Below are 20,630 nucleotides of genomic sequence, written 5' to 3'. Positions count from 1 at the left end.
CGCTGAACGCGAGGACCGACATAATGACCGCGTGGCCACTGCAACCGCGCTCCCAGCGTCTCGTGAACACGGACACCACGACCGTCCCAGCATGGTCAGTGTCGGCACGATCGTCTGGCTCTCGAGCGAACTGATGTTCTTCGCCGCCCTGTTCGCGGCGTACTTCACGATCCGGTCGGTGACGACCGCCGCCGCCGCTCCGGGTTCGGAGACGTTGTGGCAGGTGTCGACGCACCTCCTGGACGTCCCGTTCGCCTCGGTGAACACGTTCATCCTGGTCGCCTCGTCGTTCACCTGCCAGGCCGGTGTGTTCGCCGCCGAGCACGGCAAGGTGGGCCGGGTCGGCTCGCTGGCGAACCCGCGGAACTGGGGCATGCGTGAGTGGTTCATCCTCACGTACCTGATGGGCGCGGTCTTCGTCGCCGGCCAGGTGACCGAGTACACCGGGCTGGTGCACGAGGGCCTGACGATCTCCTCCGACGCCTACGGCTCGGTCTTCTACCTGGCCACCGGCTTCCACGCGCTGCACGTGACCGGCGGCCTCATCGCCTTCATGTTCGTCCTCGCCAGGACGTACATGGCTCGCAAGTTCACCCACGAACAGGCCGTCTCGGCGATCGTCGTGTCGTACTACTGGCACTTCGTCGACGTGGTCTGGATCGCCCTGTTCGCGACCATCTACCTGCTCAAATGAGTGAGAAGAGACCTTCCTTGTCACCGGCGCGCTTTCTCTCCGCGCGACGACGGCACCGGTCCGCCGGCCTCGTCGTGCTCCTGTTCGGCCTCCTGGCAGTGGGTTCGGCGTACGCCGCCTTCGCCCCTGACGACGCGGTGGCGGACAACTCGGCCCAGTCCCAGCAGATCGAGGAGGGCAAGAAGCTCTTCGCGGTCGGCTGCTCCAGCTGCCACGGCCTGAACGCCGAGGGCGGCGGGAACGGCGCGGGCAAGATGGCCGGCCCGTCGCTGATCGGCGTCGGCGCCGCCGCGGTCGACTTCCAGGTCGGAACCGGCCGGATGCCGGCGATGCAACCGGGCGCACAGATCCCGCGCAAGAACCCGGCGTACTCGCAGGAGGAGATCGAGGCGCTGGCGGCGTACGTCGCCTCGCTGGCCCCCGGCCCCGCGGTCCCGGCCCAGGACTCGTACGACATCAGCAAGGCCACCGACGAGCAGATCACCCGCGGCGGCGAGCTGTTCCGCACCAACTGCACGGCGTGCCACAACTTCGCCGGTCGCGGTGGCGCACTGCCGAACGGCAAGTACGCGCCGTCGCTGATGGGCGTCAGTGAGAAGCACATCTACGAGGCCATGCTGACCGGCCCGCAGCAGATGCCGGTCTTCTCCGACCAGGTGATGCAGCCCGAGGACAAGCGCGACATCATCGCGTACCTGAAGGCACTGCAGGCGCAGAAGGACCCGGGCGGCTTCGGCCTCGGCCGGCTCGGCCCGGTCTCCGAAGGTCTGTGGGGCTGGTTCATCGGCATCGGTCTGCTGGTGTGCGTAGCGGTCTGGATCGGCGCCAAGGGCGTCAAGGCCAAGGGAGCGAAGGCTCATGACTGACGACAAGAACCTTCCGGCGGTGAAGGACGACGGCGAGCACCACGGCGCGGTCGAGGTGGCCGAGCCGATTCCGGACCCGGGTCTGGAGCCGCACGAACCGCGGATCACCGATATCGACCCGAAGGCCGCCGACCGGGTCGAGCGGCAGGTCTCGAGCATGTTCGGCCTGGCCACGGTCCTGGTGCTCGGCGCCTGCGTGGCGTACTTCGCGATTCCGCGGGACTCCGAGCTCGTCTTCGGGCCGCTGTCCGGTAACGCGAACAACATGGTCATGGGCCTGTGCATCGGGCTCGCGCTGTTCCTGATCGGCGCCGGCGCGATCCAGTGGGCCAAGAAGCTGATGGTCGACGAGGAGATCTCCGAGGACCGGCACGCGGCGCACTCGTCGCCGGAGCAGATCGCCGAGATCACCGAGGCGTTCAAGCAGGGCGCGGCCGAGTCCGGCTTCGGCCGGCGCAAGATGATCCGCAACTCGCTGATCGGCGCGCTGGGCGTGCTCGGGCTGCCGGCCATCGTGTTCCTCCGCGACCTCGGCCCGCTGCCGGGCCGGTCGCTCTACAACACGATCTGGGCGAAGGGCATCCGGGTCGTCAACGACGTCACCGACCGCCCGATCAAGCCGTCCGACCTGGTCGTCGGCCAGCTGGTCAACGCGGCGCCGGCCAACCTGGCCCCGCTGCAGGAGGAGAACGCGACCGAGTACCAGAACGCCAAGGCCAAGGCCGCGGTGATCGTGGTCCGGATCAAGCCGAGCGAGATCCGCACCAAGCCGGGCCGCGAGAACTGGGGCGTCGACGGCATCCTGTGCTACTCGAAGATCTGCACCCACGTCGGCTGCCCGATCTCCCTGTACGAGCAGACCACGCACCACGTGCTCTGCCCGTGTCACCAGTCGACCTTCGACCTGTCCGACAGCGCCAAGGTCGTTTTCGGCCCTGCGGCCCGGCCGCTGCCTCAGCTACCGTTGGCAGTGGACAGCGAGGGTTATCTGGTTGCGCAGAGCGGCTTCACCGAGCCGGTCGGCCCGAGCTTCTTCGAACGAGGGTGACAACAGTGTCGACAAACACAGAGTTCCCCGGCCCGGTCAAGTGGGTCGACGATCGCCTCGGCATCGCGAAGATCGGGAAGAAGAACCTGCGGAAGGTCTTCCCGGACCACTGGTCGTTCATGCTGGGCGAGATCGCGCTCTACAGCTTCATCATCCTGATCCTGACCGGCACGTTCCTGACCTTCTGGTTCAAGCCGTCGATGGCCGAGGTCCAGTACAACGGCTCGTACAGCCTGCTCAAGGGTCTGCACATGTCGGAGGCCTACGCCTCCACGCTGGACATCACCTTCGACGTCCGCGGCGGTCTGCTGGTCCGGCAGATCCACCACTGGGCGGCCGTGCTGTTCATCGCCGCGATGATGGTGCACCTGCTCCGGATGTTCTTCACCGGCGCGTTCCGCAAGCCGCGCGAGCTGAACTGGCTGATCGGCTTCGGCATGCTGTTCCTCGGCATCGTCGAGGGCTTCATCGGCTACGGCCTCCCCGACGACCTGCTGTCCGGCACCGGTCTGCGGATCACCAACGGCATGATCCAGGCGTCACCGGTGGTCGGCACGTACATGAACTTCTTCATCTTCGGCGGTGAGTTCCCGGGCGACGAGTTCGTCTCGAGATTCTTCATCGTCCACGTGCTGCTGATACCCGGCATCATCCTGGCACTCGTCACGGCCCACCTGTTCCTGGTCGTGTACCACAAGCACACGCAGTACGCCGGTCCCGGCCGGACGCAGAAGAATGTGGTCGGCTACCCGCTGTTCCCGGTGTACACGGCCAAGGCCGGCGGCTTCTTCTTCGTGGTCTTCGGCATCACCGCCCTGATGGGCGCGGTGATGCAGATCAACCCGGTCTGGCTGTACGGGCCGTACAACCCGGCCGAGGTGACGGCAGGCTCGCAGCCCGACTGGTACATGGGCTGGCTGGAAGGCGCGGTGCGAATATTCCCCGGCTTCGAGTCGCACTTCTGGGGTATCACGCTGAGTTGGAACCTGCTCATCCCGGCGCTGATCATTCCACCCGCGTTCGTCACGCTGGTCGCGCTGTATCCGTTCATCGAGGGCTGGATCTCCGGTGACAAGCGCGAGCACCACCTGCTGGACCGGCCGCGGGACGTCCCGACCCGGACCGGTGTCGGCGTCGCGTTCATCACCTTCTACGCCCTGCTGTGGATCGGTGGCGGTAACGACCTGATCGCGACCCACTTCGGTGTCTCGCTGAACCACGTGACCTGGTTCCTGCGGTTCGCGGTGATTCTGGGGCCGATCCTGGCCTTCTGGGTGGCGCGCCGCTGGGCGATCTCGCTGCAGCGGGCGGACTACGACCGGCTGACCCACGGCCTCGAGACCGGTGTGATCGTGCGCTCCCCCGAGGGCAAGTACACCGAGAAGCACCAGCCGATCTCGACGTACGAGGCGTACTCGCTCACCGCACGGGACCGCGTGGTGCCGTACGAGATCGGTCCGGAGACCGACGACAACGGCGTACGGGCACCGCGCCGGGCCCTGAACAAGGTCCGCGCCGCACTGTCCCGGTTCTACTTCGCCGACGCGGTGCAGAAGCCGACCACGCAGGAGCTCGAAGAGGCGCACGAGCACGCGCACGACGCCGACGAGATCCACGAGCTGACGGAAGACACAGAGACCTACCGCGAGGTCACCAGCGACCGCAGCTGACGTCGTACCGAAGGAGGAAAGGCCCCGGCACTCGCCGGGGCCTTTTCGTTTACCCCAACGCGTCGGAGACGGTCGTCAGGTAGCCGTTCACCAGCTTCTGCTGGTCGGGGTCGAGGGTCTGCGTGGTGGCGATCATCCGGTCGAGGAGCGGTCCGAAGAACCGCCAGCCGAGGTCGACGGCGCTGTCCGAGACCTGCAGGCGAGCGCTGCGACCGTCTGTGCGGCTTCTGAGCCGTTCGACGTGGCCGGCGGCCTCCAGGCGGTGGATGACCGCTGTCGTCGCCTGAGAGGTCATTCCAAGCTGCTGAGCGAGCCAGGTGGGCGTGGCCGCGATCTGGGCCCGTTCGGCGTCCAGAAGGCTCACCAGCGCGCGTACGTCGGTGGCGTGCAGCCCCGTCGTCCTGGAGAACTCGCCGATCGCGCGCTCCCACCTCAGCGCGACGTCCCGCAGCCGGTGCACCAACTCCAGCGCGGCCGCCCGCTCGGAGTCGGCCGGCATCACTCCTTCTCGCATGCCCTCAATCTACCTCACTCAGTGAGCTATTCTCGGGACCATGACCTTCCAGGACGCGTACGACGCTCTCCTCACCCGCTGGGACGTGCCGGTCGAGCAACTCGAGCTGACCGACGAGTTCGGCACGACGCACGTCAACGCCTGCGGCCCGGCGGACGGCCCACCAGTCGTACTCCTCCCCGGCCACGGCGCGACCTCCCCCGTCTGGTTCACCGTCGCGCCGCAGCTGGCCCGGCAATACCGCGTCTACGCGCTAGACCTGATCGTCGACGCAGGCCGCAGCACCAACACCGGCCGCACACCGAAGACACCCGCGGACCTGCACACCTGGCTGTCGAACGTCCTCGACAGTGTGAGCATCGACCGGGCCGCCTTCTGCGGTCACTCGTACGGCGCCTGGATCGGCCTGACCTACGCCATCGCCCACCCGGACCGCGTCACCCGCCTCGCCCTCCTCGACCCGACCGACTGCTACACCGGCCTGCGTCTCCCCTACATCCTCCGAGCGCTGCCGAGCCTCCTACGCCCCTCCCGGGCCCGCAGCATCTCGTTCCTCCGATGGGAAACCCAAGGCCTCCCCGTATCCTCCGAGGTCCTCGACCTGGCCGGTCTGGCTGCCGAGCAACCCTCCACTCCCTTCGTCCGGACCAAACGCCCCACAGATGACCAACTGCGAACCATCGCTCCCCTGGTCTTCGTCGCCGGCCGCAGCAAGAGCCAGAACCCGGCTCGGCTGACCCGCCGCGTCACCGCGCTGAGTCCGGCGGCGACCGTCGTACAACTCGAGAACGCGTCTCACCACTCGCTGCCGTCGGTCCACGCGGAGGAGCTGCTCGCCGAACTGTTGACTGCGTGGGCCCACGAATTGCCCACAGAATAAGGAAGTTCTGGTTCGTGGATCGTCTGCCGAGGCGCCTAGGGTCGACGTATGGAACTCCTGGGCGAGCGGCCGGTGTGGTCGATGGGTGGCAGCGAACTGCTGTCGACTCTCGACACGCTGGACGCCACGATCGCCCGCCTGGAGTCCTACCGCCTGGGTGTGGTCGCCACCATCGAGAGCACCGGGTACGCGGCTGAGCTCGGCGCTCGGGATACCGCGGAGCTCCTGCGCTTCCGCTATCGCCTGGACGCGCCGACAGCCCGCCGTACGGTCCGGCTCGCGCAGGCGCTACCGAAGTACCCGGCTGTGTCCGCTGCCCTCGATCGGACCGGTGCGCCACCCGATGCAGCTGTCGCCGACGCTGACGCTGACGGATGGCTGCTCAGGCCTGCTCAGGCGGACGCGATCGTCTCGGCGCTGGAGCGGGTGCCGGCTCACGTCCCGATCGACGACCGTGACGCCGCCGAGCGAGAGCTGGTGAAGCTGGCCGCACACCTGTCACCGGGTGAGCTGCGTCGAGCCGGCAACCAGATGCGGGACATCCTCGACACCGATGGGCCCGAGCCGGAGGAGCTCGAGGCGTACGGGCGCGAGTCGCTGACCCTGACGCCCGCTGATCGCGGGGTGAAGTTCCGCGGCTACCTCGCCAACGAGAACGCCGAGCTGCTCCGTGCCTTGATCCACACCGGCGCCCGTCCCCACAAGACCGTCGACGGCGAACCCGATCCTCGCTCCCGCGACAAGCGCCAGGCCGACGCACTGACCGCCGCCCTCGGTGCCGCGGCCGCCGCGATCGAGGCCGAGCGGTCGACGGCCAAGCCGCAGGTGACGATAACCATCGACTTCGAAGATCTGAAGGCGTCGACCGCGGACGCAAGCGGGCAGTTGGTGTACGGCGACGGGCTGTCGGCCGCGACCGTCCGGCGCCTCGCCTGCGACGCGAAGATCATCCCGTTGGTGCTCGGGTCGCAGTCGGAACCGCTGGACGTCGGCCGCTCGGAGCGACTCGTCACCCGTGCCATGCGCCGCGCCCTCAACGCCCGCGACAAAGGCTGCGTGATCTGCGGCGCGCCGCCCATCATGTGCGACGCCCACCATCTGATCTCCTGGATCGACGGCGGCGAAACCAAGATCTCGAACCTCGCCCTCCTGTGCCGCCGCCACCACGTCGACCTCCACCACGGCAACTGGACCATCTCCATCACCAACGGCACCGTCCACGTAACCCGCCCCACCTGGACCGATCCCCCACCCGTCAGGCAGCCCGACCCCCGACCAGCCAGTCACCCCAGCAGACACCAACCCGACCTCCGCCCGGCCGACCACCCCGGCAGACAGCAACCTGATCTCCGCCGACCCGATGAACCCGGCGGATGGCGACCTGCCCTCCGCCCGGCCGATCACCCCGCCGGATCGGGGCCGCCGATCGCCGAGTCGCCCAGGCGCACAGCCGCTGCCGAGCCCGCTGCCGAGCCGGCCGCTGAGCCCGCCGCTGAGCCCGCCGCTGAGCCCGCCGCTGAGCCCGCCACCGGGTCCGGCGGGGGTCCGGGCGTGGCCCGAGCGCATCGGTCTCGGTGGAGGGCCGACGTGGCCGTCCTTCGGGAAGCGGCTGCCTTCGCCTCAGCAGACCCGATCGCAGGCTGACAGACCAACGCCTCGCCATTGGTCGGACGACACCCTGCGGCGCCGCGTACGGCGGCTGCAGATGCTGAGAGCGTTCGTACAGCAGCCTCTCGACAGCAAGCCGGAAGAAGATCGACACGGCCATTGAGCTCTGCGCAGATGCCGTCACGGAAGGATGGCGAGGGACTGTCGCCGAGCGCGCCCGTGCGTACGCGTGGTCGGACACGTTCTGCAAGCTTCCTCGTTCGACGCGCCTACGTCACTGCAAGGCGCTCGCGGGCGTCGCAAACGTCATCCTCGCCGCCTGTTCACCGCCGAGGCGTGACGCTGGGCCGGACTCCGTGAGGTGTCCGGCCCAGCTCAACCACTAACTGCTAGGAGAGGGCGGAGCCCTTCTTGTAGGCGGCCCAGGTGGTGTTCCAGTCGGTCCAGCCGTTGCCGGGCTCCATGTGGCGGTTGGTGCCGGTGACGGTGACGGGGTCGCCGCGGAGGGTCTGGTCGAAGAACCACTTGGCGTCGGCGAGGCTCATGCCGACGCAGCCGTGGCTGACGTTGGCGCTGCCCTGGCTGCCGGCCGACCACGGAGCGCCGTGGATGAACTCACCGGAGCTGGTGACGCGCTGGGCCCACTTCACGTCGCTGATGTTGTAGTAGTTCGGGTCGCCCGGCTTGATGCCGATCGTCGCCGCGTCCATCCGCTTGGTGGTGAACTTCTCCATGATCACCTTGACGCCGCTGCGGGTGGTGAACCCGTCCTTGCCGGCCGTGATCGGGATGGTGCGGGCCAGCTTGCCGTTGATCGTCACGGTCATCGTGTGCTTCTTGACGTTGACGTAGCTGACGACCGACTTGCCGATGTTGAAGGCGATCTTCCGGCTGGAGGTGCCCCAGGTGTTGTTACCGGCGTTGACGCCCTGGGTGTCGATGTTCACCGTCACCTTGGTGCCGGCCGGCCAGTAGTTCATCGGCCGGTAGTTCACCTGCTTGCTGTTCACCCAGTGCCAGGTGCCGGTGACCGGGACCGAGGTGGTCACCTTGAGCCGCTTCTCGACCGCGGCGCGGTCCTTGACCGGGTTGTTCCAGTAGATCTGGATCGGCAGCGCGACGCCGACGGTCTCGCCGTTCAGCGGGACGACCGAGGCCTTCAGGCTCTTGGACGCCTTCAGCGTCTTGAACGTCGAGCTGATCGGCACGGTGCCGCCGTCGGTGCCCTCGGCGGAGCCGCTCACGGTGTACGACGCGCCGGGCTTGAGGTGGTCCGTGGAGGTCCACTGGGTCTTGTCGGTGTTGAAGCTGCCGGCGACCTTGTCGCCGTCGTCGTCCTTGAGCGTGACCTCGGCCAGCTTGCCGGCTGTCGTCGTGACGGTGACCGGCTTGTCCGGCTGCACCGAGGAGGCGCCCTTGGCGGGCACCACGGCGATGCTGGTCGCTTCCTGCGACGGGGTGGTCGAGTCGCCCGGGGTGGTCGACGCACCAGGCGAGTTGCTCTGCGACGTGGACGCCGACGGGGTGGACTGACCGCCGCTCCCGTTGCCGCCGTCGGCCTTCGTGTCACTGCACGCCGTGCCGGCCAGCAGCAGCACGCAGATCCCCGCCACGGCAAGTCCGTGCTTCCTCACCGAACCGCTCACCATTCCCCAGCTCTCCCCTGTTTAGTCAAACCGCGGTAAGGGTAACCTGCCGCAGCGACATTTCTTCGCACCGCACCGCCACTGAACTGGTACGGACCACAACGGTCCGTACCGGTGGCACTCCTAAAGACGCACGAAGACGCCGCCCGGTTCGTTCCCGGACGGCGTTTTTCGTACGATGCTCAACTAGCGAGCAGCGTCAGCACACTCAGTGAGCGTGGTCACCGCGGTAGTACTCGAAGATGAACCCGCTCAGCGTCACGATGCCGATGCCGACACCGGCGATGAACAGCCACCAGCCGAAGACGACGCCGAGCACGACGACGGCCAGCGTCAGCGCGCACCACAGCGGCCACCAGGAGTACGGCGGGAAGAAGCCGAGCTCACCGGCTCCTTCCGCGATCTCCGCTTCCTTGCGGTCCTCCGGGCGGGCGTCCATCCGGCGCGCGGTGACGCTCAGGTAGAACGCCACCAGCAGCGACAGGAAGAACGTCATCACCAGCGCGGTGGTGCCGGTGGGGTCGTTGGACATCAGCCAGTAGATCGGCGTGACGACCACGACGAAAACGCTCAGGATCCCGAAGACCCAGGCTTCGACCTTCACGCCTTGTCCTTCCCCTCGGTCTCGCCATCGACGATCTCCTCGAGATGCTCCACGCGGCCCTGGTCCTCACCCGCGTCGAGCAGGTTGTCGGCGCCGGCCCGGTTGTCCGGGTACTCCGCGAGGGCGAGCTCCGCGTGGTGCAGGTCGAACGCCGGGGACTCGGAACGGATCCGCGGCAGCTTCTCGAAGTTGTGCCGCGGCGGCGGCGAGCTGGTCGCCCACTCGAGCGAACGGCCCCAGCCCCACGGGTCGTCGACACCGACCTTGGGCGACTTCCTCGACTTGTACACGTTGTAGAAGAACGGCAGCATCGACATGCCCAGGATGAAGGCGCCGACGCTGGAGACCTCGTTCAGCGTGGTGAAGCCCTCGGATGCCTTGTAGTCGGCGTACCGGCGCGGCATGCCCTCGACGCCCAGCCAGTGCTGCACCAGGAACGTCGTGTGGAAGCCGATGAACAGCAGCCAGAAGTGCAGCTTGCCGAGCCGCTCGTTGAGCATCCGGCCGGTGAACTTCGGCCACCAGTAGTAGAACCCGGCGAACATCGCGAACACCACGGTGCCGAAGACGACGTAGTGGAAGTGCGCGACCACGAAGTACGAGTCGGAGAGCTGGTAGTCCAGGGCCGGCGAGGCCAGGATGATGCCGGTCAGACCGCCGAAGAGGAAGGTGGTCAGGAAGCCGACCGCCCACAGCATCGGGGTGTCGAACGACACCGATCCGCCCCAGATCGTGCCTATCCAGTTGAAGAACTTCACGCCGGTCGGTACGGCGATCAGGAACGTCATGAACGAGAAGAACGGCAGGTTCACCGCGCCGGTGACGAACATGTGGTGCGCCCAGACCGCCACCGAGAGGACCGCGATACCCAGCGTCGCGCTGACCAGGCCGATGTAGCCGAAGACCGGCTTACGGCTGAAGACCGGCAGGATCTCGGTGATGATGCCGAAGAACGGCAAGGCGATGATGTAGACCTCGGGATGTCCGAAGAACCAGAACAGGTGTTGCCACAGCAGCGGCCCCCCGTTCGCGGCATCGAACACATGGGCTCCCAAGGCTCTGTCCGCCTCGAGCACGAGCAGCGCGCCGGCCAGGATCGGGAACGCGATCAGGACCAGGATCGACGTGACCAGGATGTTCCAGGTGAAGATCGGCATCCGGAACATCGTCATACCGGGGGCCCGCATCGTGATGATCGTCGTCACGAAGTTGACGGCACCGAGGATCGTGCCCAGACCGGCCATCCACAGACCCATGATCCACAGGTCGCCGCCGACACCCGGCGAGCGGACCGCGTTGGACAGCGGGGCGTAGGCGAACCAGCCGAAGTCGGCCGCGCCGCCCGGTGTGAAGAAGCCGCTGACCGTGATCAGACCGCCGAACAGGAACAGCCAGTAGCTGAACATGTTCAGTCGGGGGAACGCGACGTCAGGTGCGCCGATCTGGATCGGCATGATCTCGTTCGCGAACCCGACGAACAGCGGCGTCGCGAACAGCAGCAGCATGATCGTGCCGTGCATGGTGAAGAGCTGGTTGTAGACCTCTTCGTTCACGATCTGCAGGCCCGGCTTGGCCAGCTCGGCGCGGATGATCAGCGCCATCACGCCGCCGATCAGGAAGAACGCGAACGACGTGATCAGGTACATGTGCCCGATCAGCTTGTGGTCGGTCGTGGTGATCCACTTGACCAGGATCTGACCCTTGGTGCGCCGCCGCGGCAACGCGGTGGTGGTACCGATGGCGCCGGTGCGCTCGGCGAAGTCGGTCACTTCTCGCCCTCTCCTGTGCCGGGAATGGTGGTGGCGTCGGAGCCTCCGGTGGCGGCGCCGGTCTGGCCCTTGGCGGCCAGCTCACGGAGGTGTGAGTCGTAGTCGTCGCGACTGACGACCTTGACGCTGAAGACCATCCGGCTGTGGTAGAGCCCGCAGAGCTCCGCGCACTTGCCCTCGAAGGTGCCGATCTTGGTCGGGGTGAGCTCGAACTTGTTGGTCCGGCCCGGGATCACGTCGAGCTTGAAGTAGAACGACGGCACCCAGAACGAGTGGATCACGTCCGGCGAGGTCAGGTCGAAGTGGACCGACTCGTTCACCGGCAGCCACAGGGTGGCCGGCTTGTCCATCGTGCCGGTCTCCCAGACGCCCTGCTGCCCGTCGACCGTGTCCTTGTAGTTGAAGGTCCACTGCCACTGCTGGCCGACCACGTTCACGGTGTGCTGCGGGTCGCCCGACATCGCGGTGATCTTGTTGCCGTGCTCCACGGTGTAGAAGAACAGCACGCCGATGATCGCGAACGGCGCCAGCGTGTAGAGCACCTCGAGCGGCAGGTTGTACCGCACCTGCCGGGGTGCGTCGTCGTTACGCTTGCGGTACCGCACGGAGACCCAGAGGATCAGGCCCCAGACCATCACGCCGACGATCAGCGCGGCGATCCACGCGCCGATCCAGAGGCTTCGGACCGCTTCGGTCCGGTCGGATGCGCCCTCGGGGAGACCGAGTCGTTTCCACTGCTCAGTGGTCGCCGTCGAGCAACCGGTCAGCAGGAGGGTGCCGAGCACCACTGCACTGCCAACCAGCAGGCGACGCTTCGCCGGACGTGTGGCGCCGGCAGAACCTGCCGGTCGCTCCTCCACTCCGGGCGTGCCGTTCGAACCCACGGGGCGCCTTTCCCTTCCCAAGTGAGACTGACGACCAAACACTACTGGACACCTTTCGCCGTCCTGCGCATAGGTAGGGCTTAGCGTTTCCCGTGTGAGCGAGCGTGGGTATCTGGACGCGGCGTCGGCGGAGCCGATGCACCCGGCAGCACGGGACATGTTGCTGTCGGCAGTGGATTCCGGATGGGCCGATCCGGTGCGTCTGCACCACGAAGGACGGACCGCCCGGCTGCTGCTGGACAACGCCCGCGCGGTGCTCGCGGACGCGATCGGAGTACGCCCCGACGAGCTCTACCTGACCACCTCCGGTACGACGGCCATCCGGGCCGGTCTGTCCGCCGTACGGGCCGCGCGCCGGCGGGTCGGTCAGACGGTTGTCCACTCGGCCGTCGAGCACTCCGCCGTTCACCACAGTGCTGGGGACGCGAGTGTGGAAGTCGGGGTGGACATTCGCGGCCGAGTGGATCAGGAGGCCTTCGCGCACGCCGTACAGCAAGCAGGTGTCGCGGTGGCGGCCGTCCAGTCGGCCAACCACGAAGTAGGTACTAGGCAACCAATCGCAGCGATCGCCCAGGACTGCCGGGACGTGCCGCTCTTTGTCGATGCGTCCGCGTCGGTCGGACATGACGTGATCCCGGAAGGCTGGTCGGTGCTGACGGCCAGTGCGCACAAGTGGGGCGGGCCGGCGGGTGTCGGGCTGCTGGCCGTGCGGAAGGGGACGCGGATCGCCCCGGCGTGGCCGATGGACGAGCGGGAGGACGGCCTCTCCCCCGGCTTCCCCGACGTACCCAACACGCTGGCCGCTGCGGCCGCGCTGCAGGCCCGGCTCAGTGAAGCCGAGGAGCTCAACAAGAACCACCGAGCCTGGATCGACGAGGTACGGCGACGCGTACCGGCCGACGTACCTGATGTGGAGGTGGTGGGCGATCCGGACGACCGTTTGCCCCACATCCTCACGTTCTCCTGCCTGTACGTCGACGGCGAGGCCCTGGTGACCGCACTGGACGCGGAAGGCTTCGCGGTCTCCAGCGGCTCCGCCTGTACGTCGAGCACCCTGAAGCCCTCGCATGTCCTTGCCGCGATGGGCGTACTGACTCATGGAAACGTGCGGGTGTCCTTGAGCCGCGAGACCAGGTACGACGATGTCGACCGGTTCTGCCAGGTCCTGCCGGGCATCGTGCAGCGGATCCGGGCGGAGGTGGGGATGTGAACATCGAGCTGGACTGCCGCGGCCTGCTCTGTCCACTCCCGGTGATCAAACTGGCCAAGGCGGTACCGACTGTTGCCGTCGGCGAGACGGTGACCGTGCTGGCCGATGACCCGGCCGCTGCCGTCGACATCCCGGCCTGGTGCCGGATGCGATCCCAGGAACTCGTCGAAGCCGCCGAAAAACGCTACGTCGTACGGCGCGTCAGCTGACAGACTCGGCCAGGTGACCGACTTCGCACACAAACCGACTCTGACCGGCGATCTCGTCGTACTGAGACCGCTGGACGAGGGTGACTACGAAGCGCTCGCCGCCGCGATGGACGACCCGGATGTGGCCCGCCTGACCGGGAGCCACCAGGAGATCAGCGAGGAACGCGCCCGGGAGTGGATGCGCACCCGCAAGGACCAGACCGACCGGCTCGACCTCGCGATCGTCGACCGGGCCTCCGGAGTGGTCGTCGGCGAGACCGTGCTGAACGACTGGGACCCGGACAACAAGAGCTGCAACTTCCGGATCCTGATCGGCCCGGCCGGCCAGGGTCGCGGGCTCGGCACCGAGGCGACCCGGCTGATCGTCGGCTACGGGATCGGTCAGATCGGGCTGCACCGGATCAGCCTGGGCGTCTACGCGTTCAACCCGCGGGCCCAGCGCGCCTACGAGAAGGCGGGCTTCAAGGTCGAGGGCGTACTGCGGGATGCGCTGCTGTGGGACGGCGAACGGGTTGACGAGATCGTGATGTCGATCCTGGCATCCGAGTGGATACCGTCAAAGGTGTGATCGACGCCGAACGCATCGCCGTACTGACCGGGGCCGGGATCTCGACCGCATCCGGGATCCCCGACTTCCGGGGACCGCAGGGTGTCTGGACGAAAGACCCGGCCGCTGAGGCGATGTTCGACATCGACGAGTACGTCGGCAGCCGCGAGGTCCGCGTGGCGACGTGGAAGCACCGCCTCGCCGTGCCGGCGTGGACAGCCGAGCCGAACCCGGGCCACCTCGCACTGGTCGAGCTGGAGCGGCAGGGCCGGCTGACCGGCCTGGCCACCCAGAACGTCGACGGACTGCATCAGAAGGCCGGATCGTCGCCGTCACTCGTCCACGAGCTGCACGGCACGGTCTGGTACGTCGACTGTCTGCGCTGCGGTCGCCGCATCCCGATGGCCGATGTACTCCCCCGGCTCGAGTCCGGTGACGAGGATCCGGCCTGCGAGGTCTGCGGCGGCATCCTGAAGTCGGCGACGGTCTCCTTCGGCCAGTCGCTCGACCGCGAGGTACTGGACCGGGCCGTCGCCGCCACCGAGGCCGCCGACCTGTTCCTGGCCGTCGGCACCTCACTGCAGGTCTATCCGGCGGCCGGTCTCTGCGACCTCGCTCTGAACGCCGGCAAGCCGCTGATCATCGTGAACGCCCAGCCGACGCCGTACGACGAACAGGCCACGACCGTCCTGCGGACCCCGATCGAGACCACCCTGCCGGACCTCGTGACCTTACCGTGACATTCGAGCCCTCCTCACGGTAAAGGCCGCGGGTTAGCGTCCGGCCCAAGGGTGAGTCGGCGGGAGGGGAACCGTGATGCGCGGGTTCAGGCGTTGGACGGCAGGGGTCACCGCGGCCGCAGTGGTTGTGCTGGGTTTGGGTACGGCGTCACCGGCGCCGGCGCAGGTCGCCGCGGAGCGCGTCGTGACGCTCGCCGGCTCGTTGCAGAACGAGCTCGGATGTCCGGCCGACTGGGATCCGGGCTGTGACGCGACCAGCCTCGGGGCGGGCGCGCCGTACACGAAGGTGTTCGACGTGCCGGCCGGGACGTACGAGTACAAGGTCACGATCAACAAGGGCTGGGACGAGAACTACGGCGCCGGCGGTGTGCTGAACGGGCCGAACATCCCGTTGCAGATCCAGGGCCCGGCCAAGCTGCAGTTCAGTTACGACGACACCAGTCACGTCGTGACGGTCAAGCCCGTCGACCTGGCTGGGTCGACCGTGACGGCCGCCGACAAGACCCTCGCGTCGCCGAGTCTGCGACCGGACCTCACCAAGGAACGGTTCTACTTCCTGATGGCGGACCGGTTCGCGAACGGCGACAAGTCGAACGACGCCGGCGGGCTGACGGGCGATCGGCTGCAGACCGGACTCGACCCGACGGACAAGGGTTTCTACCACGGCGGCGACCTGGCCGGCGTGATGCAGAAGCTCGACTACATCAAGTCCCTGGGTACGACGTCGATCTGGCTGACGCCGTCGTTCAAGAACCGGCCGGTGCAGGGCGAGGGCGCGAACGTGAGCGCGGGGTACCACGGCTACTGGATCACCGACTTCACCCAGATCGATCCGCACCTGGGCACCAACGCGGACATGAAGCGCTTGATCGACCTCGCGCACCGCAAGGGGATGAAGGTCTTCTTCGACATCATCACCAACCACACCGCGGACGTGATCGACTACCAGTCCCACAACTACGGCTACATCCCGAAGTCGACCTCGCCGTACAAGGATGCTCAGGGCAACGTTTTCGACGACAAGCAGTACGCCGGCGGCGACACCTTCCCGCCGCTGGACGCGCAGACGAGCTTCCCGAACGTGCCGGTGTTCCGGACCCCGGCCGACGCGACCGTCAAGGTGCCGGCCTGGCTGAACGACCCGACGCTGTACCACAACCGCGGCGACTCGACCTTCGCCGGTGAGAGCGCGGAGTACGGCGACTTCGTCGGGCTGGACGACCTGTTCACCGAGCAGCCCAAGGTCCGGGACGGGATGATCGACGTCTACAAGACCTGGGCCGAGTTCGGGATCGACGGGTTCCGGATCGACACCGTCAAGCATGTGAACATCGAGTTCTGGCAGAAGTTCTCCCCGCAGATCCTGGCCGCGGCCAAGAGCGCCGGGTCGAAGAACTTCTTCATGTTCGGCGAGGTCTTCGACGCGAACCCGCAGTTCATGTCGACGTACACCACCAAGGGCGATCTGCAGGCGACGCTCGACTTCGGGTTCCAGCAGAACGCGGTCGCCTACGCGAAGGGCGATCCGAGTACCAGGCTGCGGGACTTCTACGCCGACGACGACTACTACACCGACACCGACTCGAACGCGTACGAGCTGCCGACGTTCCTCGGCAACCACGACATGGGCCGCGTCGGCACGTTCCTCAAGCAGGGTGGCGCGAACGGCCAGGAGCTCCTGCAGCGGGACGAGCTCGCGCACTCGCTCATGTATCTGACGCGCGGCCAGCCGGTCATCTACTACGGCGACGAGCAGGGCTTCACCGGTCCGGGTGGCGACAAGGACGCACGGCAGGACATGTTCGCGACCAAGACCGCCGACTACGCCGACGACGAGGTCGTCGACGGCACCGGTACGACGACGATCGGCAGCAAGGACCGATACGACGTCAACTCGCCGATGTACACGCACATCGCGGCGCTGGCGAAGCTGCGGGCGAAGTACCCGGCGCTGTCGGACGGTCGGCAGGTGCACCGGTACTCGTCCAACACCAACGGGCTCTACGCGTTCAGCCGGCTGGGCAGCGACAACGTCGAGTACCTCGTTGTCGCGAACAACTCGAAGACGGCGGCGTCCGCGACGGTGCCGACGTACGGGCCGAACACGTGGCTCAAGCCGGTCTACGGCGGCTCCAAGTCGGTAAAGACCGACCGTGAAGGCCGTGTGGCCCTCAGCCAGGCTCCCCTCTCCGTCACGGTCTACCAGGCCCAGACGAAGGTCCCGAAGCCTGCCAAGGCACCTGCCGTCTACATGAGCTCACCAGAACTCGGTGCGACGGTCGGTGGGCGTGCTGAGATCGCTGCTGCGGTGCCGGCGAACACTCCGGTCACCGTGACCTTCGGCTACCGCCCGGTGGGTACGACGGCGTGGAAGCGGCTCGGTGCGGACGACAACGCGCCGTACCGGGTCTACCAGGACGTGTCCGGGCTGCCGAAGGGCACGCTGCTCGAGTACCGCGCCGTACTGCGGGATTCGGCGGGCAACTACTCGGTGTCCGGGTCGTACGGCGTCGTCGGCGACGCACCGGCAGCAGGTGGCGGCGGTGGCGGCACCGGTCCCGTCGTACAGCCCGCGAACGTCAGCGTGCCGGGCGACCACAACAGCGAGATGGGTTGTGCCGGGGACTGGGCGCCCGACTGCGACCAGGCTCAGTTGACGCTCGACCCGAAGGACAAGGTGTGGAAGGGCACGTACACGAACCTGGCCGGTGAGCACGCCTACAAGGCGGCGATCAACAAGACCTGGGACGAGAACTACGGCGCCGGCGGGGTCGCGAACGGCGCGAACATCTCCTACACCGGCCCCAGCGGGCCAGTGACCTTCTACTACGAGCACGGGCGGCACTACGTCACCTCCAGCGCGCAGGGGCCGATCATCACCGTGCCCGGGTCGTTCCAGTCCGAGCTGGGTTGTCCGGCCGACTGGGACCCGTCCTGCATGCGACCCTGGTTGACCGACGAGGACGGGGACGGGACGTACACCTGGTCCACCAGCGAGTTGGGAGCGGGCAACTATGAGGCGAAGGTCGCGCACAACCTGTCCTGGGACGAGAGCTATCCGGCGAACAACGTGCCGGTCTCGGTGCCGAGTGACGGGCTCGTGGTCACGTTCTCGTACGTGCTCGCGACGCATCAGTTCACGGTGACGACGTCCAAGCCGGGCGCGACGCCGGACCTGAGCCAGGCCAAGGCGTACTGGCTCGACCGCAACACGCTCGCCGTGCCGGCCGTCGCCCACCCGGAGCGGTACCGCTGGCGGCTGCACTGGTCCGACACCGGCTCGCTGAAGGTCGACGCGGACGACATCGGCGGATTGTCGACAAGCCTGCGATACGACTCCAAGGTCGTGAAACCGGGCTACACGACGCTCCGTCTGGACAATGCCGACGTCCGCAAGATCCTCACCGGTCAACTCGGCCTGGCGCAGTACGACGACGCGGGCCGGTTGCTGGACGCAACGGGTGTGCAGATACCCGGCGTGCTGGACGACGTGTACGGGAACGCCGCCAACCGTTCGTACGGCGTCACCTGGAAGGCCGGGGTGCCGACCTTCACACTGTGGGCACCTACCGCGCAGAGCGTGCGACTCCTGGTCGGCTCGGCGGCTGTCCCGATGAAGCGCAACGACGACGGGTCCTGGGTGGTCACCGGATCCCGCTCGTGGAAGAACGCGTCGTACCGGTTCGAGGTCAAGGTCTACGCGCCGAGCACCGGCAAGGTGGAGACGAATGTCGTCACCGACCCGTACTCGGTCGCGTTGACCACAGACTCGACGTACTCCGTTGCGGCGGATCTGAATGACCCGGCCGGGCAGCCGGCGTTGTGGGCGAAGACCCCGTCGCCAAAGCTCGCACGGGGTGTCGACTCGACGATCTACGAGCTGCACGTCCGCGACTTCTCGATCAACGACAGCACGGTGCCGGCCGCACATCGCGGTACCTATCTGGCATTCGCAGACCAAGGTGACGGGACGAAGCACCTGCAAGCACTGGCCAAGGCCGGGTTGAACACCGTCCACCTCTTGCCGACCTTCGACATCGCATCGATCCCCGAGACCGGACAGCAGACTCCCGCGTGTGACTTGAAGGCGTTGCCGCCGGATTCCGACCAGCAGCAGGCGTGCGTGACGGCCGTGGCTGCGAAGGACGGTTTCAACTGGGGTTACGACCCGTACCACTGGCTCGCGCCGGAGGGTTCGTACGCGACCCGGAAGGACGGACTGGCGCGGGTCTCGGAGTTCCGCACGATGGTCGGCGGGCTGCACAAGTCCGGACTGCGGGTCGTACTCGACCAGGTCTACAACCACACGCCGGCCGCCGGTGAGGCGCCGACGTCGGTGCTCGACCAGATCGTGCCCGGGTACTACCAGCGGCTGAACGCGACCGGCAAGGTCGAGACCTCGACCTGCTGCAGCAACATCGCCACCGAGCACGCGATGGCCGAGAAGATCATGGTCGACGGCACCGTGAGCTGGGCTCGCAACTATCACGTGGACGGCTTCCGCTACGACCTGATGGGCCACCACAGCAAGGCGAACATGCTGAAGGTCCGCGCCGCGCTCGACAAGCTGACGCCGGCCAAGGACGGCGTCGACGGCAAGTCGATCTATCTGTACGGCGAGGGCTGGAACTTCGGCGAGGTCGCGAACGACGCGCTGTTCGTCCAGGCCCGCCAGGGCAATCTCGGCGGCACGGGGATCGGCACGTTCTCCGACCGGATGCGCGACGCCGTCCGGGGCGGTGGTCCTTTTGACGACAATCCGCGGATCCAGGGCTTCGGCTCCGGTGAGGCGAGCGACCCGAACGGCGACCCGATCAACGGTTCACCGGACGACCGCGCGAAGCGGCTGGCGCACGACACCGACCTGGTCCAGCTCGGCCTGGCCGGCAACCTGCGCTCGTTCACCTTCCGCTCGGTCGAGTCGGGTACGACGGTGCGCGGCGACGGCGTCGACTACAACGGCTCGCCGGCCGGGTACGCCGATCAACCGGACGAGGTGATCAGCTACGTCGATGCCCATGACAACGAAACGTTGTGGGACACGCTGACGTACAAGCTGCCCACGGACCTGCCGATGCCGGACCGGATCCGGATGAACACGTTGTCGCTGGCAACGACCGCGCTGGCGCAGACACCGTCGTTCTGGCACGCCGGCGCGGACCTGCTGCGGAGCAAGTCGCTGGACCGCAACTCGTACGACTCCGGCGACTGGTTCAACACGCTCGACTGGACCGGCGCCGACAACGGCTTCGGTCACGGCCTGCCGCCGAAAGCCGACAACGAGGCCAAGTGGCCGTACATGAAGCCGTTGCTCGCCAACCCGGCGCTGAAGCCGACCGCCGCCGATGTGTCGGCGGCGTCAGCGGCCGCGGCGGATCTGTTGAAGCTCCGTTTCTCCACACCACTGTTCCGCCTCGGCACCGCCGACCTGATCAACCAGAAGCTCAGCTTCCCGGTCAGCGACGCCACCCCTGGTGTCATCACGATGCGAATCGACGACACCGTGGGACCGAATGTCGACCCGGCACTGAAGGGCGTCGTGGTCGTCTTCAACTCGACAGGAAGCACCGTCACCCAGCAGGTATCGGGCCTGACCGGGGCCAACCTGTCACTCTCGCCGGTGCAGGCCGGCGGCTCGGACGCGGTGGTCAAGCAGACGACATGGAATGTCGCCACCGGCACGGCAACAGTCCCGCCGCGGACTGTCGCCGTACTCGTGCAGCGTTAGAGCCCGGCGAAGC

Annotated in this window: 16 protein-coding genes; 11 read left to right on the top strand and 5 right to left on the bottom strand. The window is 67.2% G+C overall.

Annotated elements, in window-relative coordinates:
- Positions 1-31 precede the first annotated feature (31 nt).
- Genes OHA10_RS25920 through OHA10_RS25905 form a run of 4 tightly spaced genes read left to right on the top strand, consistent with a single transcriptional unit; the run spans position 32 to position 4,278 of the window.
- On the top strand, positions 32-694 hold the full coding sequence (locus OHA10_RS25920) for a heme-copper oxidase subunit III (protein WP_371401357.1): 663 nt from the start codon (positions 32-34) through the stop codon (positions 692-694).
- Entirely contained in the window at positions 691-1,560 is an 870-nt protein-coding gene (locus OHA10_RS25915; RefSeq protein WP_371401356.1) for a c-type cytochrome, read from the top strand. Before OHA10_RS25920 ends, OHA10_RS25915 begins: the two co-directional genes overlap by 4 nt.
- Entirely contained in the window at positions 1,553-2,608 is a 1,056-nt protein-coding gene (locus OHA10_RS25910; RefSeq protein ID WP_371401355.1) for a Rieske 2Fe-2S domain-containing protein, read from the top strand. The genes OHA10_RS25915 and OHA10_RS25910 overlap by 8 nt, the downstream gene beginning before the upstream one ends.
- On the top strand, positions 2,605-4,278 hold the full coding sequence (locus OHA10_RS25905) for a cytochrome bc complex cytochrome b subunit (protein WP_371401354.1): 1,674 nt from the start codon (positions 2,605-2,607) through the stop codon (positions 4,276-4,278). The genes OHA10_RS25910 and OHA10_RS25905 overlap by 4 nt, the downstream gene beginning before the upstream one ends.
- 49 nt (positions 4,279-4,327) lie before the next feature.
- Here the strand turns inward: OHA10_RS25905 and OHA10_RS25900 are convergent, their stop codons facing one another.
- Positions 4,328-4,792 carry a MarR family winged helix-turn-helix transcriptional regulator gene (locus OHA10_RS25900; protein ID WP_371401353.1) on the bottom strand — a complete coding sequence of 155 codons (465 nt, stop codon included), beginning with the start codon at positions 4,790-4,792 and terminating at the stop codon, positions 4,328-4,330.
- A 40-nt stretch (positions 4,793-4,832) separates the two neighbouring features.
- Between OHA10_RS25900 and OHA10_RS25895 the strand changes: the two genes are divergently transcribed.
- Positions 4,833-5,672: an alpha/beta fold hydrolase gene (locus tag OHA10_RS25895; RefSeq protein WP_371401352.1), complete on the top strand. Its 840-nt coding sequence runs from the start codon at positions 4,833-4,835 to the stop codon at positions 5,670-5,672.
- 48 nt (positions 5,673-5,720) lie between these two features.
- On the top strand, positions 5,721-7,316 hold the full coding sequence (locus OHA10_RS25890) for a DUF222 domain-containing protein (RefSeq protein WP_371401351.1): 1,596 nt from the start codon (positions 5,721-5,723) through the stop codon (positions 7,314-7,316).
- A 353-nt stretch (positions 7,317-7,669) separates the two neighbouring features.
- Here OHA10_RS25890 and OHA10_RS25885 read toward each other — a convergent pair whose 3' ends face one another.
- The 4 genes from OHA10_RS25885 to coxB all read right to left on the bottom strand — a co-directional run bounded on the left by OHA10_RS25885 (position 7,670) and on the right by coxB (position 12,183).
- Complete coding sequence (locus OHA10_RS25885) at positions 7,670-8,914, bottom strand: Ig-like domain-containing protein (protein ID WP_371401350.1); 1,245 nt, start codon at positions 8,912-8,914, stop codon at positions 7,670-7,672.
- 220 nt (positions 8,915-9,134) lie between these two features.
- Positions 9,135-9,530 (bottom strand): cytochrome c oxidase subunit 4, encoded by a 396-nt coding sequence (locus tag OHA10_RS25880; RefSeq protein ID WP_350851440.1) that lies wholly within the window; start codon positions 9,528-9,530, stop codon positions 9,135-9,137.
- Positions 9,527-11,176, bottom strand: coding sequence for a cytochrome c oxidase subunit I (gene ctaD, locus OHA10_RS25875; RefSeq protein ID WP_371407994.1), 1,650 nt, complete (start codon positions 11,174-11,176; stop codon positions 9,527-9,529). Before ctaD ends, OHA10_RS25880 begins: the two co-directional genes overlap by 4 nt.
- 119 nt (positions 11,177-11,295) lie before the next feature.
- On the bottom strand, positions 11,296-12,183 hold the full coding sequence (gene coxB / locus OHA10_RS25870) for a cytochrome c oxidase subunit II (RefSeq protein ID WP_371401349.1): 888 nt from the start codon (positions 12,181-12,183) through the stop codon (positions 11,296-11,298).
- Between the two features lie 94 nt (positions 12,184-12,277).
- Here coxB and OHA10_RS25865 point away from each other — a divergent pair, with 94 nt between their 5' ends.
- The 5 genes from OHA10_RS25865 (at position 12,278) to pulA (ending at position 20,617) form a co-directional block, all read left to right on the top strand.
- Positions 12,278-13,393, top strand: coding sequence for a cysteine desulfurase family protein (locus tag OHA10_RS25865; RefSeq protein WP_371401348.1), 1,116 nt, complete (start codon positions 12,278-12,280; stop codon positions 13,391-13,393).
- Positions 13,390-13,602, top strand: coding sequence for a sulfurtransferase TusA family protein (locus OHA10_RS25860; protein WP_371401347.1), 213 nt, complete (start codon positions 13,390-13,392; stop codon positions 13,600-13,602). Before OHA10_RS25865 ends, OHA10_RS25860 begins: the two co-directional genes overlap by 4 nt.
- Positions 13,603-13,615: 13 nt before the next feature.
- Complete coding sequence (locus tag OHA10_RS25855; protein WP_371401346.1) at positions 13,616-14,170, top strand: GNAT family N-acetyltransferase; 555 nt, start codon at positions 13,616-13,618, stop codon at positions 14,168-14,170.
- Positions 14,167-14,889, top strand: a complete 723-nt coding sequence (locus OHA10_RS25850) for an NAD-dependent deacetylase (RefSeq protein ID WP_371401345.1) — start codon at positions 14,167-14,169, stop codon at positions 14,887-14,889. Before OHA10_RS25855 ends, OHA10_RS25850 begins: the two co-directional genes overlap by 4 nt.
- A 76-nt stretch (positions 14,890-14,965) precedes the next feature.
- Positions 14,966-20,617 (top strand): pullulanase-type alpha-1,6-glucosidase, encoded by a 5,652-nt coding sequence (gene pulA / locus OHA10_RS25845; RefSeq protein ID WP_371401344.1) that lies wholly within the window; start codon positions 14,966-14,968, stop codon positions 20,615-20,617.
- The last annotated feature ends 13 nt before the right edge of the window (positions 20,618-20,630 follow it).

Origin of the sequence: Kribbella sp. NBC_00662, assembly GCF_041430295.1 — a bacterium.
In the GTDB taxonomy this organism is placed as follows: domain Bacteria; phylum Actinomycetota; class Actinomycetes; order Propionibacteriales; family Kribbellaceae; genus Kribbella.
This window is presented reverse-complemented; position numbering and strand designations above follow the sequence as displayed.